This window comes from Streptomyces sp. NPDC058741 (assembly GCF_042746715.1).
In the GTDB taxonomy this organism is placed as follows: Bacteria; Actinomycetota; Actinomycetes; order Streptomycetales; family Streptomycetaceae; genus Streptomyces.
In genome coordinates, this window is record NZ_JBHYQH010000011.1 from 126,315 (window position 1) to 144,351 (window position 18,037).

An 18,037-nucleotide genomic window follows, 5' to 3' on the forward strand; every position below is an offset into this window, starting at 1 on the left:
ATTGTGCTGCCTGACGCGGGTAGACCGTCGGCGCCGGCGGTCGGCGCGAACGTGACGCCCGGCACGTACAACCCTCACGGGCTCAGGCGTGTCCAACAGGCGTGGCAGAGGTACTCGACTTCAGCGCGGCGCGCGGCACGGTCCTTCGACCGCCCCGCCCTGCGGCACTCCGACCCCGCATGGCCGGTACGCCCGGTGGCATGCCGGTGATCGCGCCCGTGCCCGCAGCGCGGCCGGCCCGCATCCCGAACCAGCGCGACGGCGCCGAGGACGGCGTCGCAGCCGGAACCACCGTCGACCACCTCACCGAGACCTACCGCGCGCACTACCGCTCGCTGCTGGGTCTCGCCGCCCTCCTCCTCGACGACACGGCCTCCTGCGAGGACGTCGTCCAGGAGGCCTTCATCCGGGTCCACTCGGCCCGCAAACGGGTCCGGGACCCGGAGAAGACCCTGGCCTACCTGCGTCAGACGGTCGTCAACCTCTCCCGCTCGGCGCTGCGCCGCCGCATACTCGGCCTGAAGCTGCTGTCGAAGCCCATGCCCGACATGGCCAGCGCCGAGGAGGGTGCCTACGACCAACTGGAGCGCGACTCCCTCATCAAGGCGATGAAGGGCCTGCAGCGCCGCCAGCGCGAGGTGCTGGTGCTGCGCTACTTCGCGGACATGACCGAGGCGCAGGTCGCCGAGACCCTCGGGATATCCCTGGGCTCGGTGAAGGCGTACGGCTCGCGCGGCATCGCCGCGCTCAGGCTGGCCATGGGGGCGCCGGCATGAGTGACGGAGACGGTGCCCGCCGCGACGGGCCCGGCGGGCACGAACCCGTCGAGCCGCAGACACCGACCGGTCTGCACACGCACCATCCGAAGCAATCGCACGCTGGGAACGGAACTGTGAACCACGGCCCTGACGACCAGAGTCCCGACGGGCTCGACTCGGACGAGCTGGACCTGCGCAGGATGCTGCACCAGGTGGTGCGGGAAGTGGAGCCGCGCGACGGCACGCTGGAGTATCTGCGCAAGGCGGTACCCCAGCGGCGGACCCGCAAGCGGCAGGCCGTCGTCGGCGTGGCCGCCGCGGCGCTGTTCGTCGGCACCGCCATCCCCGCCCTGGTGCACGTCTCCCACTCCACCGGCTCCGACGCCAACCCCTCGGCCATCGGCCACGCCTCCCAGGCGCAGGGCGGCGTGAGCCAGGGCAAGGGCCCCGACGGTGGGGAGAGCGGCCCGGCCGGCTCCTCCGGCAAGACCCAGGACAAGGACAAGGGCGACAAGAAGGAGAAGGGCGAGGACAAGGGCGGCGGCGCCGCCACCGGAGCGACGCAGGGCACCGGCCCCTCCTCCACCGCCGCCGCGGGCACCCCCGCCTGCACCGCGGTCCAGCTCGGCCCGGCCTCCGGCAGCAGCGCCGCCCCCGACTCCACGGGCGCGGTCTACGGCTCGTTCCGCGTCGCGAACGTCTCCGGGACGGCCTGCACGGTCACCGGCCCCGGCTCGGTGAGCGCGCTGCCGCAGGGCGCGGCCGACGCCGGCAAGGTCGGCTCGGCCCGGCACGCCGCCGGGGACGCGGCGGCCGGTCTGCCGGACCCGTCCCTGGAAGCGGCCCAGCTGGTCCTGGCGCCGGGCGCGGCCTACGACGTGAGGTTCGCCTGGGTCCCCACCGAGACCTGCCCGCCGGCCGGCGGCGGCACGGGCGGCACCGGCGGCCCCGACCCCAGCCCCGAACCGACCCCGTCCGAGGACCCGACGACCACGGAGGGCACGGGCACCTCCACCGGCGACGAGACGGGCACGACCCCGCAGCTGGTCAGGGAGGACGGCACGGTCGACGGCAGTGTGGCGGTCACGTACACGCCGAGCACGGGCGCGGGCGCGGGCTCGGTGACGGTGTCCAACGCGTGCGCGGGGACGGTGTACTGGACGGGAGTGCTGGCGGCGTCCTAGGGCGCCGCCGGGCCGGGCGGGCCTGCGGTCCGGGCCTGTGGTCCGGGGCCGCGGTGTGCGGCTGATGCCGTCGCCGCCGGGTCCCGGCCGTCCCTGTGACCGCCCGGCCGCGGTTGTGACGGTTCGCCCGCGGGCGCGGGCGCCGGTCACTTGGCGGAGGCCTCCGCGGGGACGGGCTCCTCGTCCGGCACCAGACCCAGGGCCGCGTCGCGCGCGAACTCGATCTCGCGCCGCAGCAGCCGGAACCACATGAAGACCACGAACCCCACGAAGGCGAACCACTCGGCGGTGTAGCCGAGGTTCTGGAACGCCTTCAGGTCCAGCCCCGTGTCCGGCGGCGCCGCGGCCGGGACCGCCTTCATCCCGGCGTCCCCCTTTTCGAGCGTGACCCACGCGTCGTACACGTCGTACGGCACCAGGTTCACCAGCGAGGCCGCGCTGATCGCCGCGGTCTGCCCGGCCGGCAGACCGCCCTGCGCACTGACCCCGTTGTCGCCCGGCGTCTCGGAGGCCTGCAGCGCCCCCGTCACCGTGACCTCGCCCTTGGGCGGCGCGGGCGCCTTCGCCGGGTCGGCGGCACCGGCCACCCAGCCCCGGACCACCGGCAGCGCCCGGCCCGAGTCGGTGCGCAGCAGCGTCAGCACGTAGAAGCCCTGCGCGCCGTCGAGCCTGCGCCCGGGCACCAGCAGCTGCTTCCCGTACCGCCCGGTCGCCGTGACCGGCTTGCCCGAGGTCGCCTTCGTCACCGGCAGCAGCTCCCCGAGCGGCCGCGGCGCCTCACGCCCGGCCTCGGAGACCTGCTCGGCGGCGGTGCGGTGGTCCTGCACGCGGTCCTCGAACCGGCCCAGCTGCCAGGACCCCATGAAGACGCAGAACGGGATCGACAGCAGCACGAAGACGTTGATCCCCCACCACCGGGGCGTCAGCAGAAACCGGTACACACCCCTACGGTACGGGGCTGCCGGACGGCCCCGGCCCGCGGGTGGCCGACACGATGGAGCCGGAGGCGCCCGGCAGAGCGGTTTCTGTCCCGCCACAGGGGTCCGGCCGGTCCCCTTCCAGCCGACCGATCGGTCGTCTGTGCGACGGCACTCGCGGACCTGGTCGGGGCCCGGCCGGGAGGGGAACCGGTGGAGGTTGTCCACAGGCTGGGGACCTCGGCAGCGCGGGGCCGGCCGGGGCGGGCACTATGGGGCCATGACTGAGAGCAACGGGTCCGACGCGCGGGATCAGCGGGACCAGCACGAGCAAGAGGTACCGGCGGGACAGCGGGAGCGGATGCCCGACTGGGTGAAGCGTTTCCGGGCGCCCCGGGTGTCCCTGCCCGACTGGGCGGAGGACGCGCCGGACCACTCCCTGTTCGTGTCGAACGCGACCGGGACGTACGAGCTGTACGCATGGGACCGTTCGACGGGCGAGCAGCGTCAGGTGACGGACCGGCCGAACGGCACGACGGACGGCGCGCTGTCACCGGACGGCGCGTGGATCTGGTGGTTCGACGACAAGGACGGCGACGAGTTCGGCGTCTGGCGCCGCCAGCCCTTCGCGGGAGGCGCGGACGAGCCGGCCGCCGAGGGACTCGAGCCCTCCTACCCGGCGGGCCTCGCCCTCGGCCGCGACGGGCGCACCGCGGTGGTCGGCCGCTCCACGGACGAGGACGGCACGACGATCCACCTGATGCGCACCGGTGAGGCGCCGGTGGAGATCTACCGCCACCGCGAGTCGGCCGGGGTCGGCGATCTCTCCCACGACGGCTCGCTCATCGCCATCGAGCACACCGAGCACGGCGACGCGATGCACTCGGCCCTGCGCGTGCTGCGCCCCGACGGCACGGCGGTCGCCGACCTGGACGACACCGAGGGCGGCGCGCGCGAGCTGGGCCTGCAGGTCCTCGGCTTCGCCCCCGTCGACGGCGACACCCGTCTGCTCATCGGCCACCAGCGCCGCGGCCGCTGGGAGCCCCTCGTGTGGGACGTGGCCACCGGCGAGGAGACGGACCTGGCACTGGAGCTGCCGGGCGATGTCGGCGCCGAGTGGTACCCGGACGGCTCGGGTCTGCTCATCGCGCACAGCTTCGAGGCCCGCAGCGAGCTGTTCCGCTACGACCTGACGAGCCGCGCCCTGAACGCGATCCCGACCCCGCCCGGCACGGTCTCCGGGGCGACGGCCCGGCCCGACGGCAGCGTGGAGTACCTGTGGTCCTCGGCCGCCGAACCGTCGGCGGTGCGCTCCACGACGGGCGGTGTCGTCCTCGACCCGCCCGGCATGAAGTCGCCCGGCTCGGTGCCGGTGGAGGACGTGTGGGTGGACGGCCCCGGAGGCCGTATCCACGCCCTGGTCCAGAAGCCCGCGGGAGCCGCGGGCCCGCTCCCCACGGTCTTCGACATCCACGGCGGCCCGACCTGGCACGACAGTGACTCGTTCGCGGCGGGCCCGGCGGCCTGGGTGGACCACGGCTACGCGGTGGTCCGCGTCAACTACCGCGGCTCCACGGGCTACGGCCGCGCCTGGACGGACGCCCTGAAGCACCGCGTCGGCCTCATCGAGCTGGAGGACATCGCCGCGGTCCGCGAGTGGGCCGTCTCCTCCGGCCTCGCCGACCCCGACCGGCTCGTGCTGACCGGTGGCTCCTGGGGCGGCTACCTCACCCTCCTCGGTCTCGGCGTCCAGCCCGAGGCGTGGGCGCTCGGCATCGCGGCGGTCCCCGTCGCCGACTACGTCACGGCGTACCACGACGAGATGGAAGCGCTGAAGGCGATGGACCGCACCCTCATGGGCGGCACCCCCGAGGAGGTCCCCGACCGCTTCGTGGCCTCGTCCCCGCTCACCTACGTCGACCAGGTCAAGGCCCCGGTCCACATCTCGGCCGGCGTCAACGACCCGCGCTGCCCGATCCGCCAGATCGAGAACTACGTCAAGCGGCTGGAGGCGAGAGGCGCGGTCCACGAGGTGTACCGCTACGACGCGGGCCACGGCTCCCTGGTCGTGGACGAGCGGATCAAGCAGGTCAGACTGGAACTGGAATTCGCGGAGCGGCACTTGAGGTCTGCGGCGGGCTGAGACGGGAGTGACGCCCGGGCGGCGGCGTGCGCCGCCGCCCTCCCGCGGCTGCCGTTGTCCCGTGGCTGTCGCTGCCCTGTGGCTGCTGTTGTCCTGCGGCTGTCGCTGCCCCGCGGCTGCCGCTATCCCGCGGGCAGTCGTGCCGCTGGGTTGGCACGGGTGGGCGTGGGCGGCACCGTGTGGTGCCGAGTCGCACAGCCCCGCAGCCCAGGCCACGTCGTACATGTCAGGAAAGCGCCCCCCCGGCCCAAGCCCCCGGCAGGGTGACGTCCCCGGCAGGGTGACGCCCCCCGCAGGGTCACGCCCCCGCAGGGTCCCGCTCCCGTCTCCTCCGCCCCAGCAACTCCGCCAGCCCCCGCCGGGTCGCCGCCAGCACCACCCGGTCCTCGGCCCCGAGCACATACGTGGGAGGCAGGTCCCACACCAGCCCCGAGGCAGTCGGCTCCCGCTCCTCGCCCCCCACGGGCTCCCCGTCCCCCCGCCGCCCCCCAGCAGGCGCCGTGTTCAGTCCCAGCACCCGCCACGCCCCGGGCCGGAACGCCTCCCCGACGGTCCGCCCCTCCAGCTGCGGATGCCCGGCCACCTCCACCTCCGCGAACAGCAGCACCCGCCGCTCCACGGGAATGGCCCCCAGGATCTGCCGCCCCATCATCGCCCCGGCGAACGCGGGCGCGGCCAGATGGGACACGCTCCGGCTGCGCGTGAGGGCGAGCGGATGCGCGGCCCGCAGCGTCCGGTACACGGCCGTCGCGAAGTCGTCGTCGTACAGCCGCAGCACGACCCGCAGGTCCGGCCGCACCGAGCGGGCGTACAGCGCGGCCTCCAGGTTCGTCGTGTCCGCGCTGGTCAGCGCCAGCAGGGCATGCGCCCGGTGGATCTTGGCCGCCTCCAGCACGCCCTCCTGCGTGACGTCCCCGAGCACCACCGGCACCCGCAGCCGCCGCGCCGTGGCCAACCCCCGCGCCTCCGGGTCGGACTCCACACACACCACGGGGATGTGCAGCTCGCGCAGCCGCGTCAGTACCCGCGTCCCGATCTTCCCGAGCCCGAGCAGCACCACGTGCCCGCTCAGCCCCCGGGGCGGCTTCCGCAGCGCGGACGCGGTGCGAAACGTGCCCAGCGCCTCCAGCACCGCGGCCAGCAGCACCGGCAGCAGCAGCAACCCGACCAGCCCGGACAGCAGTTGCAGGATCTGCCGCCCGGTCGAGTCGTGGTACGCGGGATCGTTGATGCCGAACAGATCCAGCAGCGTCACGTACGTCGCGTACAGCGGGTCCTCCCCGGTGACGACCACGAACGCCACGGCGAGCGCCAGCACGCACCCCACGAGACCGGCCAGCGACCACCGCAGCCGCCGTGAGAACAGCGAGGCGAACGGCGGGACACCGCCCCGCCCGGCCGGCAGGGACGGCCCGGAGTACGACACCTGCTCCAGCACCACCGTCCCGCGCCCGGTCGCCGCCGCCACCGCCGCCTCGTCCGGCAGCAGGTGCGGCCCGTGCTCCCCGCTGCCCTCGGAACCGTCCGCGCCGGCCGGGTCGTTGCTCGTCGCGGACAGCAACGCCAGGGTGCACAGCCCCGGATCGGCGACCTCGCCCGGCCGCGGGGGCTGCCGTTCCACGGCCCGCAGCACGAGCCCCTCGGTCTGGACGACCTTGCTCGTGCCGACGAGGGCGGTGGCGGCCAGGGCGGGTGCGGCCGTGTCGGCGTCGGACAGCACGGTCGTCGAGGCGTCGATGCCCGTGCCCCGCGCCCCGGTGCCGGAGGCCAGGGCGGCCGTCTGGTCGAGCAGTTCCTCGATGTGCTGGCCCAACCGCCGGTTGTACAGCCGCAGTACGAGACGCAGACGGGGGTTGAGCCGTCGGGCGGTGAGGGCGGCGCGGATGTTGGTCTCGTCGTCGTCGTACACGAGAGCCAGGGCGGCGGCCCGGTCGACGCCGGCCTCGCCGAGCACCGCCTCGGTGATCTCGGCGGCCTCCACGACCTGCTCCGCCGCGGCCGGTTCGGCGCCGCCCGCACCCGCCCGGCTGACGGCCGCGCTGACCAGGTCGAGCAGGGCCGCCGAGGCGGCCCGGGCCCGTCCGACCACCGGCCGGCGCACCCGGCGCCCCGAGGGCGGCACGACGAGTGTGACCTGCTCGGCGTAGACGCCGCGGAGCTCGGCGGCCAGCCGGTGCGCGAGCCCGTCGTCACCGCACACGATCATGTGCGTGGCCGGACCGCCTGGCTGACCTTGGTTCGGAACGCTGCCCACGAGGGAGAAGACTGCCGCACCGGGACGGCCGGTTCCAGGAGATCGGCACGAGGACTGAACGCCGACCGGGAACCGGCCGTAGGGAAGGGGAGGCAATGCCCGTGCGCACCACCGGAGGTACCGGGCCCGTGGCCACCACGAAACCCGCCCCGCAGGAGACCGACGAGGACCGCGAGAGGGACCCGAACGCGGCCGCGGAGCAGGCACCGGGCGACGGACCGGAAGCCGGCCGTCGTCTCGACTCCGCGCTCCTACTGACACTTCTGCTGCTCACCGCGGTGATGTTCCAGAACCCCCTCCGCGGGGCCCTGACGGCACCGGTGATGCAGAGCTGGATGACGGTGTTCGTCGCGGTCATGGTGCAGGCCCTGCCGTTCCTGGTGCTGGGCGTCCTGCTCTCGGCGGCGATCGCGGTGTTCGTGCCGCCGTCCTTCTTCGCCCGGGCCCTGCCCCGCCGCCCGGCCCTCGCCATCCCGGTCGCGGGCGCGGCGGGCGCGGTCCTGCCGGGCTGCGAGTGCGCGTCGGTGCCGGTGGCCGGCGCCCTGGTCCGCAGGGGGGTCACCCCGGCGGCGGCCCTGGCGTTCCTCCTCTCGGCACCCGCCATCAACCCGGTCGTGCTGACGGCGACGGCCGTGGCGTTCCCCGGCGACCCGGAGATGGTCATGGCCCGTTTCGCCGCGAGCCTGCTGGTGGCCTGCGCGATGGGCTGGCTCTGGCACCGCCTCGGCCGCGCGGACTGGCTGCGTCCCCCGGCCCGGGTGTCGTACGAGGGGCAGGGCAAGGGGTCCGCCTTCTGGGGCTCGGTACGCCACGACGTGACGCACGCGGGCGGGTTCCTCGTGGTCGGCGCGATGGCCGCGGCGACGCTCAAGGCGGTCGTCCCGGCCCCCTGGCTGAGCCTGGCGGCGGGCCACCCCGTGCTGTCGGTCCTGGTCCTCGCCGTCCTCGCCGTGCTGCTGTCGATCTGCTCGGAGGCGGACGCGTTCGTCGCGGCGTCCCTCACCCAGTTCTCCCTGACGGCCCGTCTGACGTTCCTGGTCGTCGGCCCGATGATCGACCTGAAGCTCTTCGCGATGCAGGCGGGCACCTTCGGCCGCGCCTTCGCGCTGCGCTTCGCCCCCGCGACCTTCGCCGTGGCCGTCGTCGTGTCGGCCCTGACCGGAACGGTGCTGCTGTGAACCGCCTGGCCCAGTCGGCCCTGCTCTTCCTGCTCGGCGCGACCCTCCTGCACGCCGGCACGACCGACCTCTACCTGCGTTACGTCAAGGAGGGCCTGCGCCCCCTGGTCCTGCTGGCGGGCGCGGTCCTGATCGCGACGGCGGCGGCCACCCTCTGGTACGACCGCCGCCGCGGGCCCGACCCGGGCCACCCCCACCACGAGCCGCGCGTCTCCTGGCTCCTCACCCTGCCCGTCCTCGCCCTGATCCTCGTCGCCCCGCCCGCCCTCGGCTCCTACAGCGCCGCCCACACCGGCACCGCCCTCACCAAGCCCTTCGGCTTCCCGGCCCTCCCCGCCGGCGACGCCCCCCTCCGCCTCGGCCTGGCCGACTACGCGGGCCGCGCGGTCTACGACGACGGCCGCTCGCTGCGCGGCCGCACCGTGAAGATCACCGGTTTCGTCACCCTGGACCGCGCGGGCATCCCCTACCTGGTGCGCATGGGCCTCAACTGCTGCGCCGCGGACGCCCAGCCGGTCAAGATCGCCCTCACCGGTGCCGTCCCGCCGGTCCTGCGCCCCGACACCTGGCTGGAGATCACCGGCCGCTACACACCCCGCCGCACCAAGGACCCGGTCAACGACGGCCCGATCCCCTACGTGGAGGTCACCGCCTCACGCCCGGTCCCCACCCCGCACGACCCGTACGACGAGTCGTGGAACACGTGAAATCCCTCCGGCGGTAGGAGACTTCGCCGCACCGGTACGAGATTTCGTCGCACCGGTACGAGCCTTCGCGCACTGAAACCCTCCACGCCGGGTATCCGGTGAGACCACAGCCCAGCGAGGAGGACGACCCGAGGGGGACGTATGGCCGCACTCGAAGGCGACCGCGCCACGGAACCGAACCGGGCGCTTGTCACCGAGGCCCGTGAGGCGCTGGCGAAGGCCGACAGCCGGGCCGGACTGACGCTGGCGACACTCGGCGCGGCCCTGACCGCGCTGCTCGGCGCGATCACCGCGGGCGTCATCGCCCCCGCCCAGTACGCCGTGGTCCCCCAGCTCCTCGTCTGGTCCGGCTGCGCTGCCTGCGCCCCGTCCCTGGTGCTCCTCGGCCTGGCGTCCAGGCAGTGGCCCCGGACCCGGCCCGGCCCCGGAGACGAGGCCCAGCTGGAGTTCCTGTCCCGCGCGACCTGGCTCAAGCACCGCCGCACCCGCCAGGCCACGACCTGGGCCGCGGCCTTCCTCGCCCTGACCCTGGCGGGAACCCTGACCGGGCTGCTCACCTAGAACCCGGCCCCGCGCGTGGGTCAGGAACGGCCGTTCGGTCAATTCCGGCTCTCGGGCGACAAAACAGGCCACAGCCATCCTGCCCGTGCCGCCGGGCACGGCTCGCCGGCGGCATGGTCTGACGCGTGAACGGCGCGCCGCGCCGCACCACCCTGCTGGAGGCCATCGACTCCGAGGTGCGCGACGAGTGCGCCCGGCTGGTCCGCATCGCCGCCACCGGCCTGTACCGGCGGACGTCCGCGTGCCTGCGCCTGCACGACAAGGCCCAGGACCACCGGACCACGCACCGCACCAGCGAGAACGAGAAGCGCCTCGCCGGCATGCATCGGCGCATCTCCAAGATCGGGACCCAGCTGACCTCCTCGCGCGGATCGTTCCTCAAGGACCGGGCCGACGGCATCGACCGGCGGCTGGCCGCGGAACGCGCCACGCAGCGGGAGATCGGCGTCCTGGAACGGATCCGGGCCCTCGGCGAACTCGCGAGCGGCAACGCCGTGCTGTTCGCCGGCATCTGGCCGTCCGCCTGCTGTTCGTGCTGCTCGACATGCTCCCGGTCCTGGTGAAGTACATGAGCGGCGACACCGCCTACGACCGGGTGCCCAGCAGCGAGGCTGGCGGTGTCACCGGCGCACCTGGAACGGACGGTCCGCCGCACCGACCCCGTGCCCGGCACCTGAGCCAGTCGGTCACCCCGTCCCACACGGCCCGGACCACGTACCGCCGCAGACGCCACGCCCTCGCCGAGGTGGACGAGCAGGTGCGTGTCTGAGCACCGGGAACCACCGGGCGTCCGCCGCCCCCGAGAGGCCGACGGGCGCCCGGCGCGCTAACGCGCTCCGGCCGGGGACACGGGCAGACGCTCCCTGAACGTGCCACCGCCGTCCCGGGACTCGTACACCCCGTCCTGCGTGGCGGCCAGCACGTGCCGCGCGTCCACGGCGGTCAGGGCCTGGGGCTGCCCGCCCGGGACGGTCCCCGTCCTGTGCCAGGTGGCGCCGCCGTCGCCGCTGCGGTGCAGCCCGCCCTCCGGGTCGACGCCGTACAGGGCGTCGGCCGCCGGCCACGACAGGAAGGCGAGCACCCGGCCGGAACCGGCACCGAAGCTCCGGCCGCCGTCGGTGCTCCTGACGACCCCGCGCCGCGTGGTCGCCAGGACGACGTCGCGGTCCCGCGGGCTGACGGCCATGTCCAGGGCCTCGATCTCGGCGCGGTCGTCCCAGGTGGTGGTGTCGGTGCTGACGCGCAGCACGCCGCGGGTGCTGTCGTAGCCGTAGACGGTCCCGTGCGCGTACTCGAGGGAGTGGAAATCGGTCGTGCCGCCCAGGGAGAGGGTCTTCCACGAAGCTCCGGCGTCGATGGACCGGATCAGGCCCAGGTTGCCGTGGTCGCCGCTGTCCTCGGCGGGATGGCCGCTGCCGAGGAAGGTCTTCGGGCCGATGACGGTGAAGCCCATGTAGTCGGCCTTGTCGCCGACGCGCCGGGCGGTGCCGTCGTCGGCCACGCCGATCACCCCTTCGTGCGTGGCGACGTACAGGCCGCCGTCGGCCGGGTCGACGCCCAGGCCGTGGACGTGAGCGACGGCGGGACCGTCCGGGCCGTCCGGGCCGTCCGGGCCGTCCGGGCCGTCCGGGCCGTCCGGGCCGGAGGGCGGCTGCGCGGGGGAGGAGCAGGCGGACAACACCGCCGCGAGAGCGGCCGCGGTGACGACGGCGGCCGCACGGGACCGGATCTTCATGCTGAGGTCTTTCGAAAGGCGCGAGGAGACGGGAGAGCAGTCGGGGGAGGAGACGAGGGAAGGGGAGGCAGGGGAACGGGCGAACGGGCGGCGACACCAGGCAGCGACCCGCTGCCGCCGCCCGCCCTCGGGATCCGTCAGCCCTTAGCTCTTGTCGGCGCCGCCGTCCTTGCCGAGGAGCTTGTTCATCTCCTCGATCTCGGCGGTCTGCGCGCGGATGATGTCGTCCGCCAGCTTCTTGGCCGGCTCGTACCGGCCCTTGTCCTTCTCGGCGGTGGCCATCTCGACGGCGCCCTCGTGGTGCTCGACCATCATGGTCAGGAACATGGTGTCGAAGTCCCGCCCGGACGCCTCCATGAGCTTGTCCATGTCCTCGTCGGACATCATCCCGGGCATCCCGGACGAGCCGTCGCCGTGCCCGCCGTGCCCGCCGTGGTCCATGCCGGGCATCCCGGAGGGCACGTCCTCGCCCCACGTCTCCAGCCACCCGGACATGGTCTTGATCTCCGGGTCCTGGGCCTTCTCGATCCGGGAGGCGAGGTCCTTGACCTCCGCGGAGGACGCCTGGCCGGCGGCCATCTTCGCCATCTGGACGGCCTGCTGGTGGTGCGGGATCATCCCCTGCGCGAAGTCGACGTCCTGGTCGTTGTGGGCACCGGCGGTGCTCTCGGCGCTCGCGCTCGTGGAGGCCTGCGCGCCGGAGCCGGTGTCGGAGGAGCCGTCGCCGCCACCGCAGGCGGCGAGGACGAGGGCGGCGGTCACGGCCGTGACGCCGAGGGCGGCACGACGGACGAGGGAACGGGTGCTGGTCATGGGTGTACTCCTGCGAGGTACATGGTGGGTGCGCCGATCGGCGCGGGAGGACGACTGGGCGCCGCTCCGCCCTCGGTCACGGGCGGGCACGGCTCAGGTCCTGTCCTAGATCCGCAGGAGTTGCAGTTCGGCCAGGCTGGGCGGGGCACGCCCACCGTCGAGCGCGGCCGGGAAGGCGCCGACCGGATCGTCCGCGGCTGAGAGGGGCGCGCCGGGCGCGAGCAGAGGGGCGGGCAGAACCGGCCCCGCGCCGACGGCCCCGGACGCACAGGTCGCATCGGCGTGGTGCGCGTGCCCGCCGTCGTCACCGGCGCCACCGCCGTGACAGACGTACGCCTCGCCGGCCGCCTCGGCCTGCGAGTGACCCGCGGCGACGTGCGAGTGATCCGCAGCGACGCGGGAGTGATGCGAGGCATGCCCACCCATGGAATGCGCACCCATGGAATGCGCACCCATGGAATGCGCACCCATGGAATGCGCACCCATGGAATGCGCACCCATGGAATGTTCACCCGTGGAATGCCCACCCACCGCGACCGCGCCGCCGGGACCGAGCCCGTGCATCCCGAGCAGCCCGGCGAGGAGCCCGAGCAGCAACAGCACACGCCAGCGCCCGAGGGGCGAAGACGCGCGGCGGTACTGCGTACGGGCTGTCACGTCTCACATGCTACGGAAGCGCGAGACGGGGGCACGCTGGATGGGGCTGTTCGGCGAGGTGGCGGAGCCCACACAGAGCCGTCACCGCGGGTACTCCCCGCCGGGAGGGGCTGAACGACCCACCGGCCCTGGACCATCCGGCCCCAGACCGCACCACCGGCACGGAGGGACGATCCGGGTGAAGGCGGGAGAGCCCTCGGGGAGTCCGTTCGCCCACGATCGCCCGACGAGCCGAAGCAGGTGAGTGGCGATGATGTTCTGGTACGACCACGATGTCAGCGGGTGGGGCTGGTTCGGCATGTCGATCGGCATGGTCCTGTTCTGGGCGCTGATCATCACAGCCCTCGTCCTGGTCTTCCGTGCCGTCAACCGACCCCACGAACACACCCCTACCCCCACCCCCACCCCCACCGCGCCCACACCGCAGCAGATCCTCGCCGAGCGGTTCGCCCGCGGAGAGATCGACGAAGAGGAGTACCGCCGTCGCCTGGCGGCACTGCACGCCGGTCCCTCCACCAAACCGTGAGCCCCGGCGGTCGACGATCAGCCGGCGCCGGCGCCGGCGGTGATCCGCGCGTCGAGGACCGGAAGGAAGGCATAGTGGGCGATTCCCCAGCCGGTGACCCGGGTGGCGCAGAGCGCGGGCAATGGGGGCAGCGCGCGCAGCGCGTGCAGTGTGGGCAGCGCGGCGCGAGGCCGCGACCGGTCCCCCGTGCCGGTCGTGGCCTCGCTGGTGCGGAGGTCGGTCATCGGCCGCTCAGCAGCAGCCGCCGGCGGAGGCCGGTTCCTCCGCACCGGCCTTCGCGGGACCGGTGCAACAGGCGCTGCTTCGCTGCTTGGCCAGGGTGTCGGCGTCGGCCTTGACCACGTACACCTCCCAGGGTTCCCGCCCCGGGCCGTGGACCCAGACCTTGTCCTGGAGCGCGTAGCAGCAGGTGGTGTCCTCCTCCACGGTGGTGGTCGGACCCGCCCTGCTCAGGCGGGCGGTGGCGGCGTGGACGGACTCGGTGCTGTCGACTTCGACGCCGAGGTGGTCCAGGCGGGTGGCCTCTTCCGTGCCGCCTTCGATCAGAACGAGCTCGAGGGGCGGCTCCGTGAGGGCGAAGTCGGCGTAGCCGTCGCGGAGTTTGGCGGGCTCGGTGTCGAACAGCTTGCTGCAGAAGGCGACGGACGCGTCCCGATCGGGGACGCGGAGGGCGAGTTGTACGCGGGACACGGCGTACCTCCTGCTGGAAGGGCTGGGTGAGGGTCAGCAACCGCCGGACGAGGCCGGGGCGCCGACGCCGATCTGCAGGGTGGCCGGGGCGCCGCAGCAGCCGCCGCCCTCGCCGTCCGGGGCGGCGTCGGGCTCGTCGAACAGGCCGGCGCCGCCGCACACGCCGGTCTCCGGCAGCGTCAGTTCGACCCGCTCGGCGGCCTCCTGGTCCCCGGCGAGGGCCGCGGTGACGGAGCGGACCTGCTCGTAGCCGGTCATCGCGAGGAAGGTGGGCGCGCGGCCGTAGGACTTCATGCCGACCAGGTAGACGCCCTTCTCGGGGTGTGCGAGTTCGTTCACGCCGTGCGGGTAGACCGTGCCGCACGAGTGGACGTTCGGGTCGATGAGCGGAGCGAGCGCCGTAGGCGCCTGGAGCCGCTCGTCGAGGCCGAGGCGGATCTCCGAGAGGAAGGACAGGTCGGGGCGGAAGCCGGTCAGCACGATGACCTCGTCGACCGGGTCGAGGCGGCGGCCGTCCTCGGCGACGAGGACCAGCCGGTCCCCGTCGCGTTCCACAGCCTGTGTACGGAATCCGGTGACCGCACCGGCGTGACCGCTCTCGACGGCGGCCCTGGCGCGCAGGCCCAGTGCGCCGCGGGCGGGCAACTGGTCGGCCTGGCCGCCGCCGAAGGTGGAACCGGTGATCCCGCGGCGGAGAACCCACACGGCATGCGTGCCCGGCTCCCTCTCGGCCAGGTCGGCGAGCTGGGCCAGGGCGGTGAAGGCGGAGGCGCCGGAACCGACGACGGCGGTGCGCCTGCCCGCGTACCGGCCTCGGACCGCCGGGTCGCCGAGGTCGGGCACGCGGTAGGCGATGCGGTCGGCCGCGGCTCCCTCACCGAGGGCAGGGAGGCCGTCGGCGCCGAGCGGGCCCGGGGTGGACCAGGTGCCGGAGGCGTCGACGACGGCGCGGGCGGCGATCCGCTCCTCGCGGCCCCCGGCCGAGCGGACGTGCACGCTGAAGGGCTGCTCGTCCCGTCCGGAGTCGACGACGCGGTCGCGCCCGGCGCGGGCCACACCCGTCACGACGGCGCCGTAGCGGACCTTGTCGCCGAGGAGGTCGGCGAGCGGCTGCAGATACCCCGCGGCCCAGTCGCCGCCGGTGGGGTAGGTGCCGCCGTCGGGACGCACCCAGCCGGTGGGGGCCAGCAGCTTCTCGGCGGCTGGGTCGGTGACCTCGGCCCAAGGGGAGAACAGCCGCACGTGCGACCAGTCGCGCACGGCGGTGCCCGCGGAAGGGCCCGCTTCCAGGACCAGCGGCTCGATACCGCGCTCGATGAGGTGCGCGGCGGCGGCCAGACCGACCGGGCCGGCTCCGACGACCACGACGGGCAGCTGATCGATGGTCGGCACGTTGATGGTGGACACGGCCACGGGACTCCCCTTTGCTTCGACGTTCGTCGATGGCTTGTGCGGCCAGCATGGCATCTGATTTGATAACCGTCAACATAGACATCCATCGAACCAAAGGGATGATTCGACATGTGTCAACATAGACGCATGTCGTATGCGAAGCCGCTGTCGTTGCCGCTGCTGGACGCCGAGGCTGATCGGACGGCGGCCCCGTGCTGCCCGCCGCTGACCGAGCGCCCGTTCACGGCCGAGGAGGCCGAGACGGCCGCCCGGATGTTCAAGGCTCTGGGCGACCCGGTACGGCTGCGGCTCTTCTCCGCGGTCGCCTCGCACGAGGGCGGCGAGGCATGCGTGTGCGACATCTCCGACGTCGGCGTCTCCCAGCCGACCGTCTCCCATCACCTGAAGAAGCTCAAGGAAGCCGGCCTGCTCACCTCCGAGCGCCGCGGCACCTGGGTCTACTACCGCGTCGAGCCGTCCGTGCTGTCCGCGATGGGCAAGCTCCTGACCAGCACCCCGGCCGTGGCTTGAGCGACGCGGACACAGCCCCCGCACCAGGCCGGCGGGATCTTCATCTGCGCTGATGGTCCGCTGACGTCCGTGCGCGTCCGCCGCCGTCCGTCGGTGGTGTCACACAGTCAGGCCTCACCGCTGGTGCGAGGGCCCCGGGTTGTAGGTCCCGTTGGAGGAATGAAGTCAGCCCGACGCCTTGCAGGCGATCGCTGTGGCGACGAAATCCGGCTCCGTGCTGGTGTAGGCGGTGACGCTGCGCTCCACGTCGGCCGTCGGCGTCGGCCTCGGCGTCGGGCATCCCGGAGAACTCGTTGCCGACGGCTCTGGCCGAGGACCTGACGTGGGCTCAATCCCGTCGTTGATCGACTCCGTGAAGGACCAACCGGCGACGACCAGCACGAGCCAACCGCCGGCCAGCCACCCTTTCGTGTGCCTGCCCATCACGCCCCCGTCCGAAGTCCCGCGGTAAGCGGCAAGTCTGCCAGTGGCCCCGTCCGAACCGCAGTCGACGACGGTCAGCCACGGCGGCGGGCGCGCCGACCGGCTACGCGCGCGTACGCCTCCGCTGCATCTCCACCGGCTTCAGTCCGCCCGGCCGTACAAGAGGTGGCCGCAGAGGAGGGCGCCCTCTCGCTGCTGGTTGACAGGGGTTTGCATTTGGTTGCGGTGGATGTTGCGAGTCCTGACCAGTCGCCCATCGAATGAGGGCTGCTGTTACTCACTTTCGAGTGACGGGCCATCGTGTAGGGGGGTGGCGCAGACGGGCGGACAAATGCCGCATCTTAGCCCAGGCAAGGCTTCTGGGGGCTGCCGATGCGTCGACCTCGCAGATTCAAAGAATGAATGGATGGTACAGCTTAGAGTTATAGAAGGTTGGACAACAGGTAACAGAGGCCGTTTTGCCCTCCTCGACTTCTCCACAGGATGGACGGTGTGTGTGCGGCCAGCCGGCCGCGACCGCACACCGCACCCACCCCTGGTCAGCCCCCGTGGCCTGACCGGGTGAGGTGTCCACACCGTGAGGGGACCTGATGTCCGCTTTCGCTTCCGTCACCGCTCGCCGCCTCGCCGCCGCCACGCTCACCGCCGGCGCCCTCGTCTCCGTGGTCACGCTGCCCGCAGCCGCCCACCACGGCCACCCCGCGCGAACCAAGGTGCAGATCACGGCCGTCCAGTACGACTCCCCCGGCCGTGACGACCACTCCAACCGCTCCCTGAACCGTGAATGGGTGGAGATCACCAACAGCGCCCGCCGCGCGGTCAACCTCGACGGTTGGACCCTGGCCGACCGGGACGGCAACACCTACACCTTCGACCACTACCGCCTCGAGGGCCGCGCCACCGTCCGCATCCACACCGGCTTCGGCCGCGACACCCGCACCGACCTCTACCAGGACCGCCGCCACTACGTCTGGGACAACCGCGACACCGCAACCCTCCGCAACGACCGCGGCCGCTTCATCGACGACGCCTCCTGGGGCCACCACCGCCACGGCCACAGCCACCGCTAAGCTCACAACGACTGCGGTGAACTGAAGACCCCATCGCCGCACACACGTGGAGATCGACGCCCCCGGCCCCAAGCAAGGGCCGGGGGCGTCCTGCGCTGTGGAAGCCGCTCGCGTCTCGGGCCTACCCCAAGGTCGACCTGCCGATCGCCGAGTTCCGGTTCCGGGCCCTTCTGCTGCCTGATGTGCATGCCGACTTGGGCGAGAACGCGCTGCGCGTTGGATACACGCCGGTCTGGAACAGCAAGCTGAAGGGCTTCGGCAGCAAAGAGCAGGGGTCGACGACCCGCCAGAGTAAGAAGAGTGAGTGGGACACGGTGCATGATGGCCGTCGGCGCACTCACGGTGGCGTCGTACATGACATCTGGAAGCTGGTCGCGGAGGTCGAGGCCCACATTGCGCGGCAAGTGACCGACTACGACAGGCTGCCGTGGCCTCACCCCGCCACCGACAGCTACCTTGACCTCGACCTCCCGTGAGCTCAACTGTCGCCACCGTTCG

The 18,037-nt window shown here is 73.1% G+C and carries 20 protein-coding genes; 12 read left to right on the forward strand and 8 right to left on the reverse strand.

Annotated features, from left to right (window positions below):
- The first annotated feature begins 200 nt into the window (after window positions 1-200).
- Window positions 201-776: a SigE family RNA polymerase sigma factor gene (locus ACFW6P_RS12230; protein WP_386351682.1), complete on the forward strand. Its 576-nt coding sequence runs from the start codon at window positions 201-203 to the stop codon at window positions 774-776.
- Window positions 777-892: 116 nt separating this feature from the next.
- Complete coding sequence (locus ACFW6P_RS12235) at window positions 893-1,942, forward strand: hypothetical protein (protein ID WP_386351680.1); 1,050 nt, start codon at window positions 893-895, stop codon at window positions 1,940-1,942.
- Window positions 1,943-2,088: 146 nt separating this feature from the next.
- Here the strand turns inward: ACFW6P_RS12235 and ACFW6P_RS12240 are convergent, their stop codons facing one another.
- The gene (locus ACFW6P_RS12240; protein WP_386351677.1) at window positions 2,089-2,883 is read right to left on the reverse strand and encodes an SURF1 family protein; all 795 of its coding nucleotides are present in this window, start codon (window positions 2,881-2,883) and stop codon (window positions 2,089-2,091) included.
- Between the two features lie 256 nt (window positions 2,884-3,139).
- Here ACFW6P_RS12240 and ACFW6P_RS12245 point away from each other — a divergent pair, with 256 nt between their 5' ends.
- Entirely contained in the window at window positions 3,140-5,002 is a 1,863-nt protein-coding gene (locus ACFW6P_RS12245) for a S9 family peptidase (protein ID WP_386351674.1), read from the forward strand.
- Window positions 5,003-5,300: 298 nt separating this feature from the next.
- Here ACFW6P_RS12245 and ACFW6P_RS12250 read toward each other — a convergent pair whose 3' ends face one another.
- The gene (locus ACFW6P_RS12250; RefSeq protein WP_386351671.1) at window positions 5,301-7,208 is read right to left on the reverse strand and encodes an NAD-binding protein; all 1,908 of its coding nucleotides are present in this window, start codon (window positions 7,206-7,208) and stop codon (window positions 5,301-5,303) included.
- Window positions 7,209-7,384: 176 nt separating this feature from the next.
- On the opposite strand from ACFW6P_RS12250, the gene ACFW6P_RS12255 reads away from it, so the two are divergent.
- The 5 genes from ACFW6P_RS12255 to ACFW6P_RS12275 all read left to right on the forward strand — a co-directional run bounded on the left by ACFW6P_RS12255 (window position 7,385) and on the right by ACFW6P_RS12275 (window position 10,471).
- Window positions 7,385-8,434 (forward strand): permease, encoded by a 1,050-nt coding sequence (locus tag ACFW6P_RS12255; protein ID WP_386351669.1) that lies wholly within the window; start codon window positions 7,385-7,387, stop codon window positions 8,432-8,434.
- Window positions 8,431-9,141, forward strand: coding sequence for a TIGR03943 family putative permease subunit (locus ACFW6P_RS12260; protein WP_386351666.1), 711 nt, complete (start codon window positions 8,431-8,433; stop codon window positions 9,139-9,141). The genes ACFW6P_RS12255 and ACFW6P_RS12260 overlap by 4 nt, the downstream gene beginning before the upstream one ends.
- 141 nt (window positions 9,142-9,282) lie before the next feature.
- Complete coding sequence (locus ACFW6P_RS12265) at window positions 9,283-9,702, forward strand: hypothetical protein (protein WP_386351663.1); 420 nt, start codon at window positions 9,283-9,285, stop codon at window positions 9,700-9,702.
- Between the two features lie 125 nt (window positions 9,703-9,827).
- Entirely contained in the window at window positions 9,828-10,265 is a 438-nt protein-coding gene (locus ACFW6P_RS12270) for a hypothetical protein (RefSeq protein WP_386351660.1), read from the forward strand.
- Window positions 10,235-10,471 carry a hypothetical protein gene (locus tag ACFW6P_RS12275; RefSeq protein WP_386351658.1) on the forward strand — a complete coding sequence of 79 codons (237 nt, stop codon included), beginning with the start codon at window positions 10,235-10,237 and terminating at the stop codon, window positions 10,469-10,471. Before ACFW6P_RS12270 ends, ACFW6P_RS12275 begins: the two co-directional genes overlap by 31 nt.
- Before the next feature lie 57 nt (window positions 10,472-10,528).
- Here the strand turns inward: ACFW6P_RS12275 and ACFW6P_RS12280 are convergent, their stop codons facing one another.
- The 3 genes from ACFW6P_RS12280 to ACFW6P_RS12290 all read right to left on the reverse strand — a co-directional run bounded on the left by ACFW6P_RS12280 (window position 10,529) and on the right by ACFW6P_RS12290 (window position 12,907).
- Window positions 10,529-11,437 carry a F510_1955 family glycosylhydrolase gene (locus ACFW6P_RS12280; RefSeq protein ID WP_386423596.1) on the reverse strand — a complete coding sequence of 303 codons (909 nt, stop codon included), beginning with the start codon at window positions 11,435-11,437 and terminating at the stop codon, window positions 10,529-10,531.
- A 144-nt stretch (window positions 11,438-11,581) separates the two neighbouring features.
- The gene (locus tag ACFW6P_RS12285) at window positions 11,582-12,250 is read right to left on the reverse strand and encodes a DUF305 domain-containing protein (protein WP_386351655.1); all 669 of its coding nucleotides are present in this window, start codon (window positions 12,248-12,250) and stop codon (window positions 11,582-11,584) included.
- Window positions 12,251-12,355: 105 nt separating this feature from the next.
- The gene (locus ACFW6P_RS12290; RefSeq protein ID WP_386423597.1) at window positions 12,356-12,907 is read right to left on the reverse strand and encodes a DUF6153 family protein; all 552 of its coding nucleotides are present in this window, start codon (window positions 12,905-12,907) and stop codon (window positions 12,356-12,358) included.
- A gap of 250 nt (window positions 12,908-13,157) precedes the next feature.
- On the opposite strand from ACFW6P_RS12290, the gene ACFW6P_RS12295 reads away from it, so the two are divergent.
- Window positions 13,158-13,433 carry an SHOCT domain-containing protein gene (locus ACFW6P_RS12295; protein ID WP_386351649.1) on the forward strand — a complete coding sequence of 92 codons (276 nt, stop codon included), beginning with the start codon at window positions 13,158-13,160 and terminating at the stop codon, window positions 13,431-13,433.
- Window positions 13,434-13,450: 17 nt separating this feature from the next.
- Here ACFW6P_RS12295 and ACFW6P_RS12300 read toward each other — a convergent pair whose 3' ends face one another.
- From ACFW6P_RS12300 to ACFW6P_RS12310, 3 genes are read right to left on the reverse strand one after another with little or no spacing between them, the layout of a single operon-like run.
- Window positions 13,451-13,657, reverse strand: coding sequence for a hypothetical protein (locus ACFW6P_RS12300; protein WP_386423599.1), 207 nt, complete (start codon window positions 13,655-13,657; stop codon window positions 13,451-13,453).
- A 7-nt stretch (window positions 13,658-13,664) separates the two neighbouring features.
- Window positions 13,665-14,123: an ArsI/CadI family heavy metal resistance metalloenzyme gene (locus tag ACFW6P_RS12305; protein ID WP_386423601.1), complete on the reverse strand. Its 459-nt coding sequence runs from the start codon at window positions 14,121-14,123 to the stop codon at window positions 13,665-13,667.
- Between the two features lie 33 nt (window positions 14,124-14,156).
- Window positions 14,157-15,521: an NAD(P)-binding domain-containing protein gene (locus tag ACFW6P_RS12310; RefSeq protein WP_386352028.1), complete on the reverse strand. Its 1,365-nt coding sequence runs from the start codon at window positions 15,519-15,521 to the stop codon at window positions 14,157-14,159.
- 141 nt (window positions 15,522-15,662) lie between these two features.
- Between ACFW6P_RS12310 and ACFW6P_RS12315 the strand changes: the two genes are divergently transcribed.
- The 3 genes from ACFW6P_RS12315 to ACFW6P_RS12325 all read left to right on the forward strand — a co-directional run bounded on the left by ACFW6P_RS12315 (window position 15,663) and on the right by ACFW6P_RS12325 (window position 18,015).
- On the forward strand, window positions 15,663-16,046 hold the full coding sequence (locus ACFW6P_RS12315) for an ArsR/SmtB family transcription factor (RefSeq protein ID WP_386351641.1): 384 nt from the start codon (window positions 15,663-15,665) through the stop codon (window positions 16,044-16,046).
- A gap of 1,013 nt (window positions 16,047-17,059) precedes the next feature.
- Entirely contained in the window at window positions 17,060-17,539 is a 480-nt protein-coding gene (locus ACFW6P_RS12320) for a lamin tail domain-containing protein (RefSeq protein WP_386351640.1), read from the forward strand.
- Window positions 17,540-17,682: 143 nt separating this feature from the next.
- Complete coding sequence (locus ACFW6P_RS12325) at window positions 17,683-18,015, forward strand: Eco29kI family restriction endonuclease (RefSeq protein WP_386423610.1); 333 nt, start codon at window positions 17,683-17,685, stop codon at window positions 18,013-18,015.
- Window positions 18,016-18,037: the final 22 nt, after the last annotated feature.

What these genes read in the sequence shown, in the direction of transcription:
- ACFW6P_RS12230 (WP_386351682.1), top strand. Translation starts at nt 201, where the DNA reads ATGCCGGTGATCGCGCCCGTGCCCGCAGCGCGGCCGGCCCGCATCCCG.
- ACFW6P_RS12250 (WP_386351671.1), bottom strand. Translation starts at nt 7,208, where the DNA reads ATGATCGTGTGCGGTGACGACGGGCTCGCGCACCGGCTGGCCGCCGAG.
- ACFW6P_RS12280 (WP_386423596.1), bottom strand. Translation starts at nt 11,437, where the DNA reads ATGAAGATCCGGTCCCGTGCGGCCGCCGTCGTCACCGCGGCCGCTCTC.
- ACFW6P_RS12285 (WP_386351655.1), bottom strand. Translation starts at nt 12,250, where the DNA reads ATGACCAGCACCCGTTCCCTCGTCCGTCGTGCCGCCCTCGGCGTCACG.
- ACFW6P_RS12320 (WP_386351640.1), top strand. Translation starts at nt 17,060, where the DNA reads ATGTCCGCTTTCGCTTCCGTCACCGCTCGCCGCCTCGCCGCCGCCACG.
- ACFW6P_RS12300 (WP_386423599.1), bottom strand. Translation starts at nt 13,657, where the DNA reads ATGACCGACCTCCGCACCAGCGAGGCCACGACCGGCACGGGGGACCGG.
- ACFW6P_RS12245 (WP_386351674.1), top strand. Translation starts at nt 3,140, where the DNA reads ATGACTGAGAGCAACGGGTCCGACGCGCGGGATCAGCGGGACCAGCAC.
- ACFW6P_RS12315 (WP_386351641.1), top strand. Translation starts at nt 15,663, where the DNA reads ATGTCGTATGCGAAGCCGCTGTCGTTGCCGCTGCTGGACGCCGAGGCT.
- ACFW6P_RS12295 (WP_386351649.1), top strand. Translation starts at nt 13,158, where the DNA reads ATGATGTTCTGGTACGACCACGATGTCAGCGGGTGGGGCTGGTTCGGC.
- ACFW6P_RS12265 (WP_386351663.1), top strand. Translation starts at nt 9,283, where the DNA reads ATGGCCGCACTCGAAGGCGACCGCGCCACGGAACCGAACCGGGCGCTT.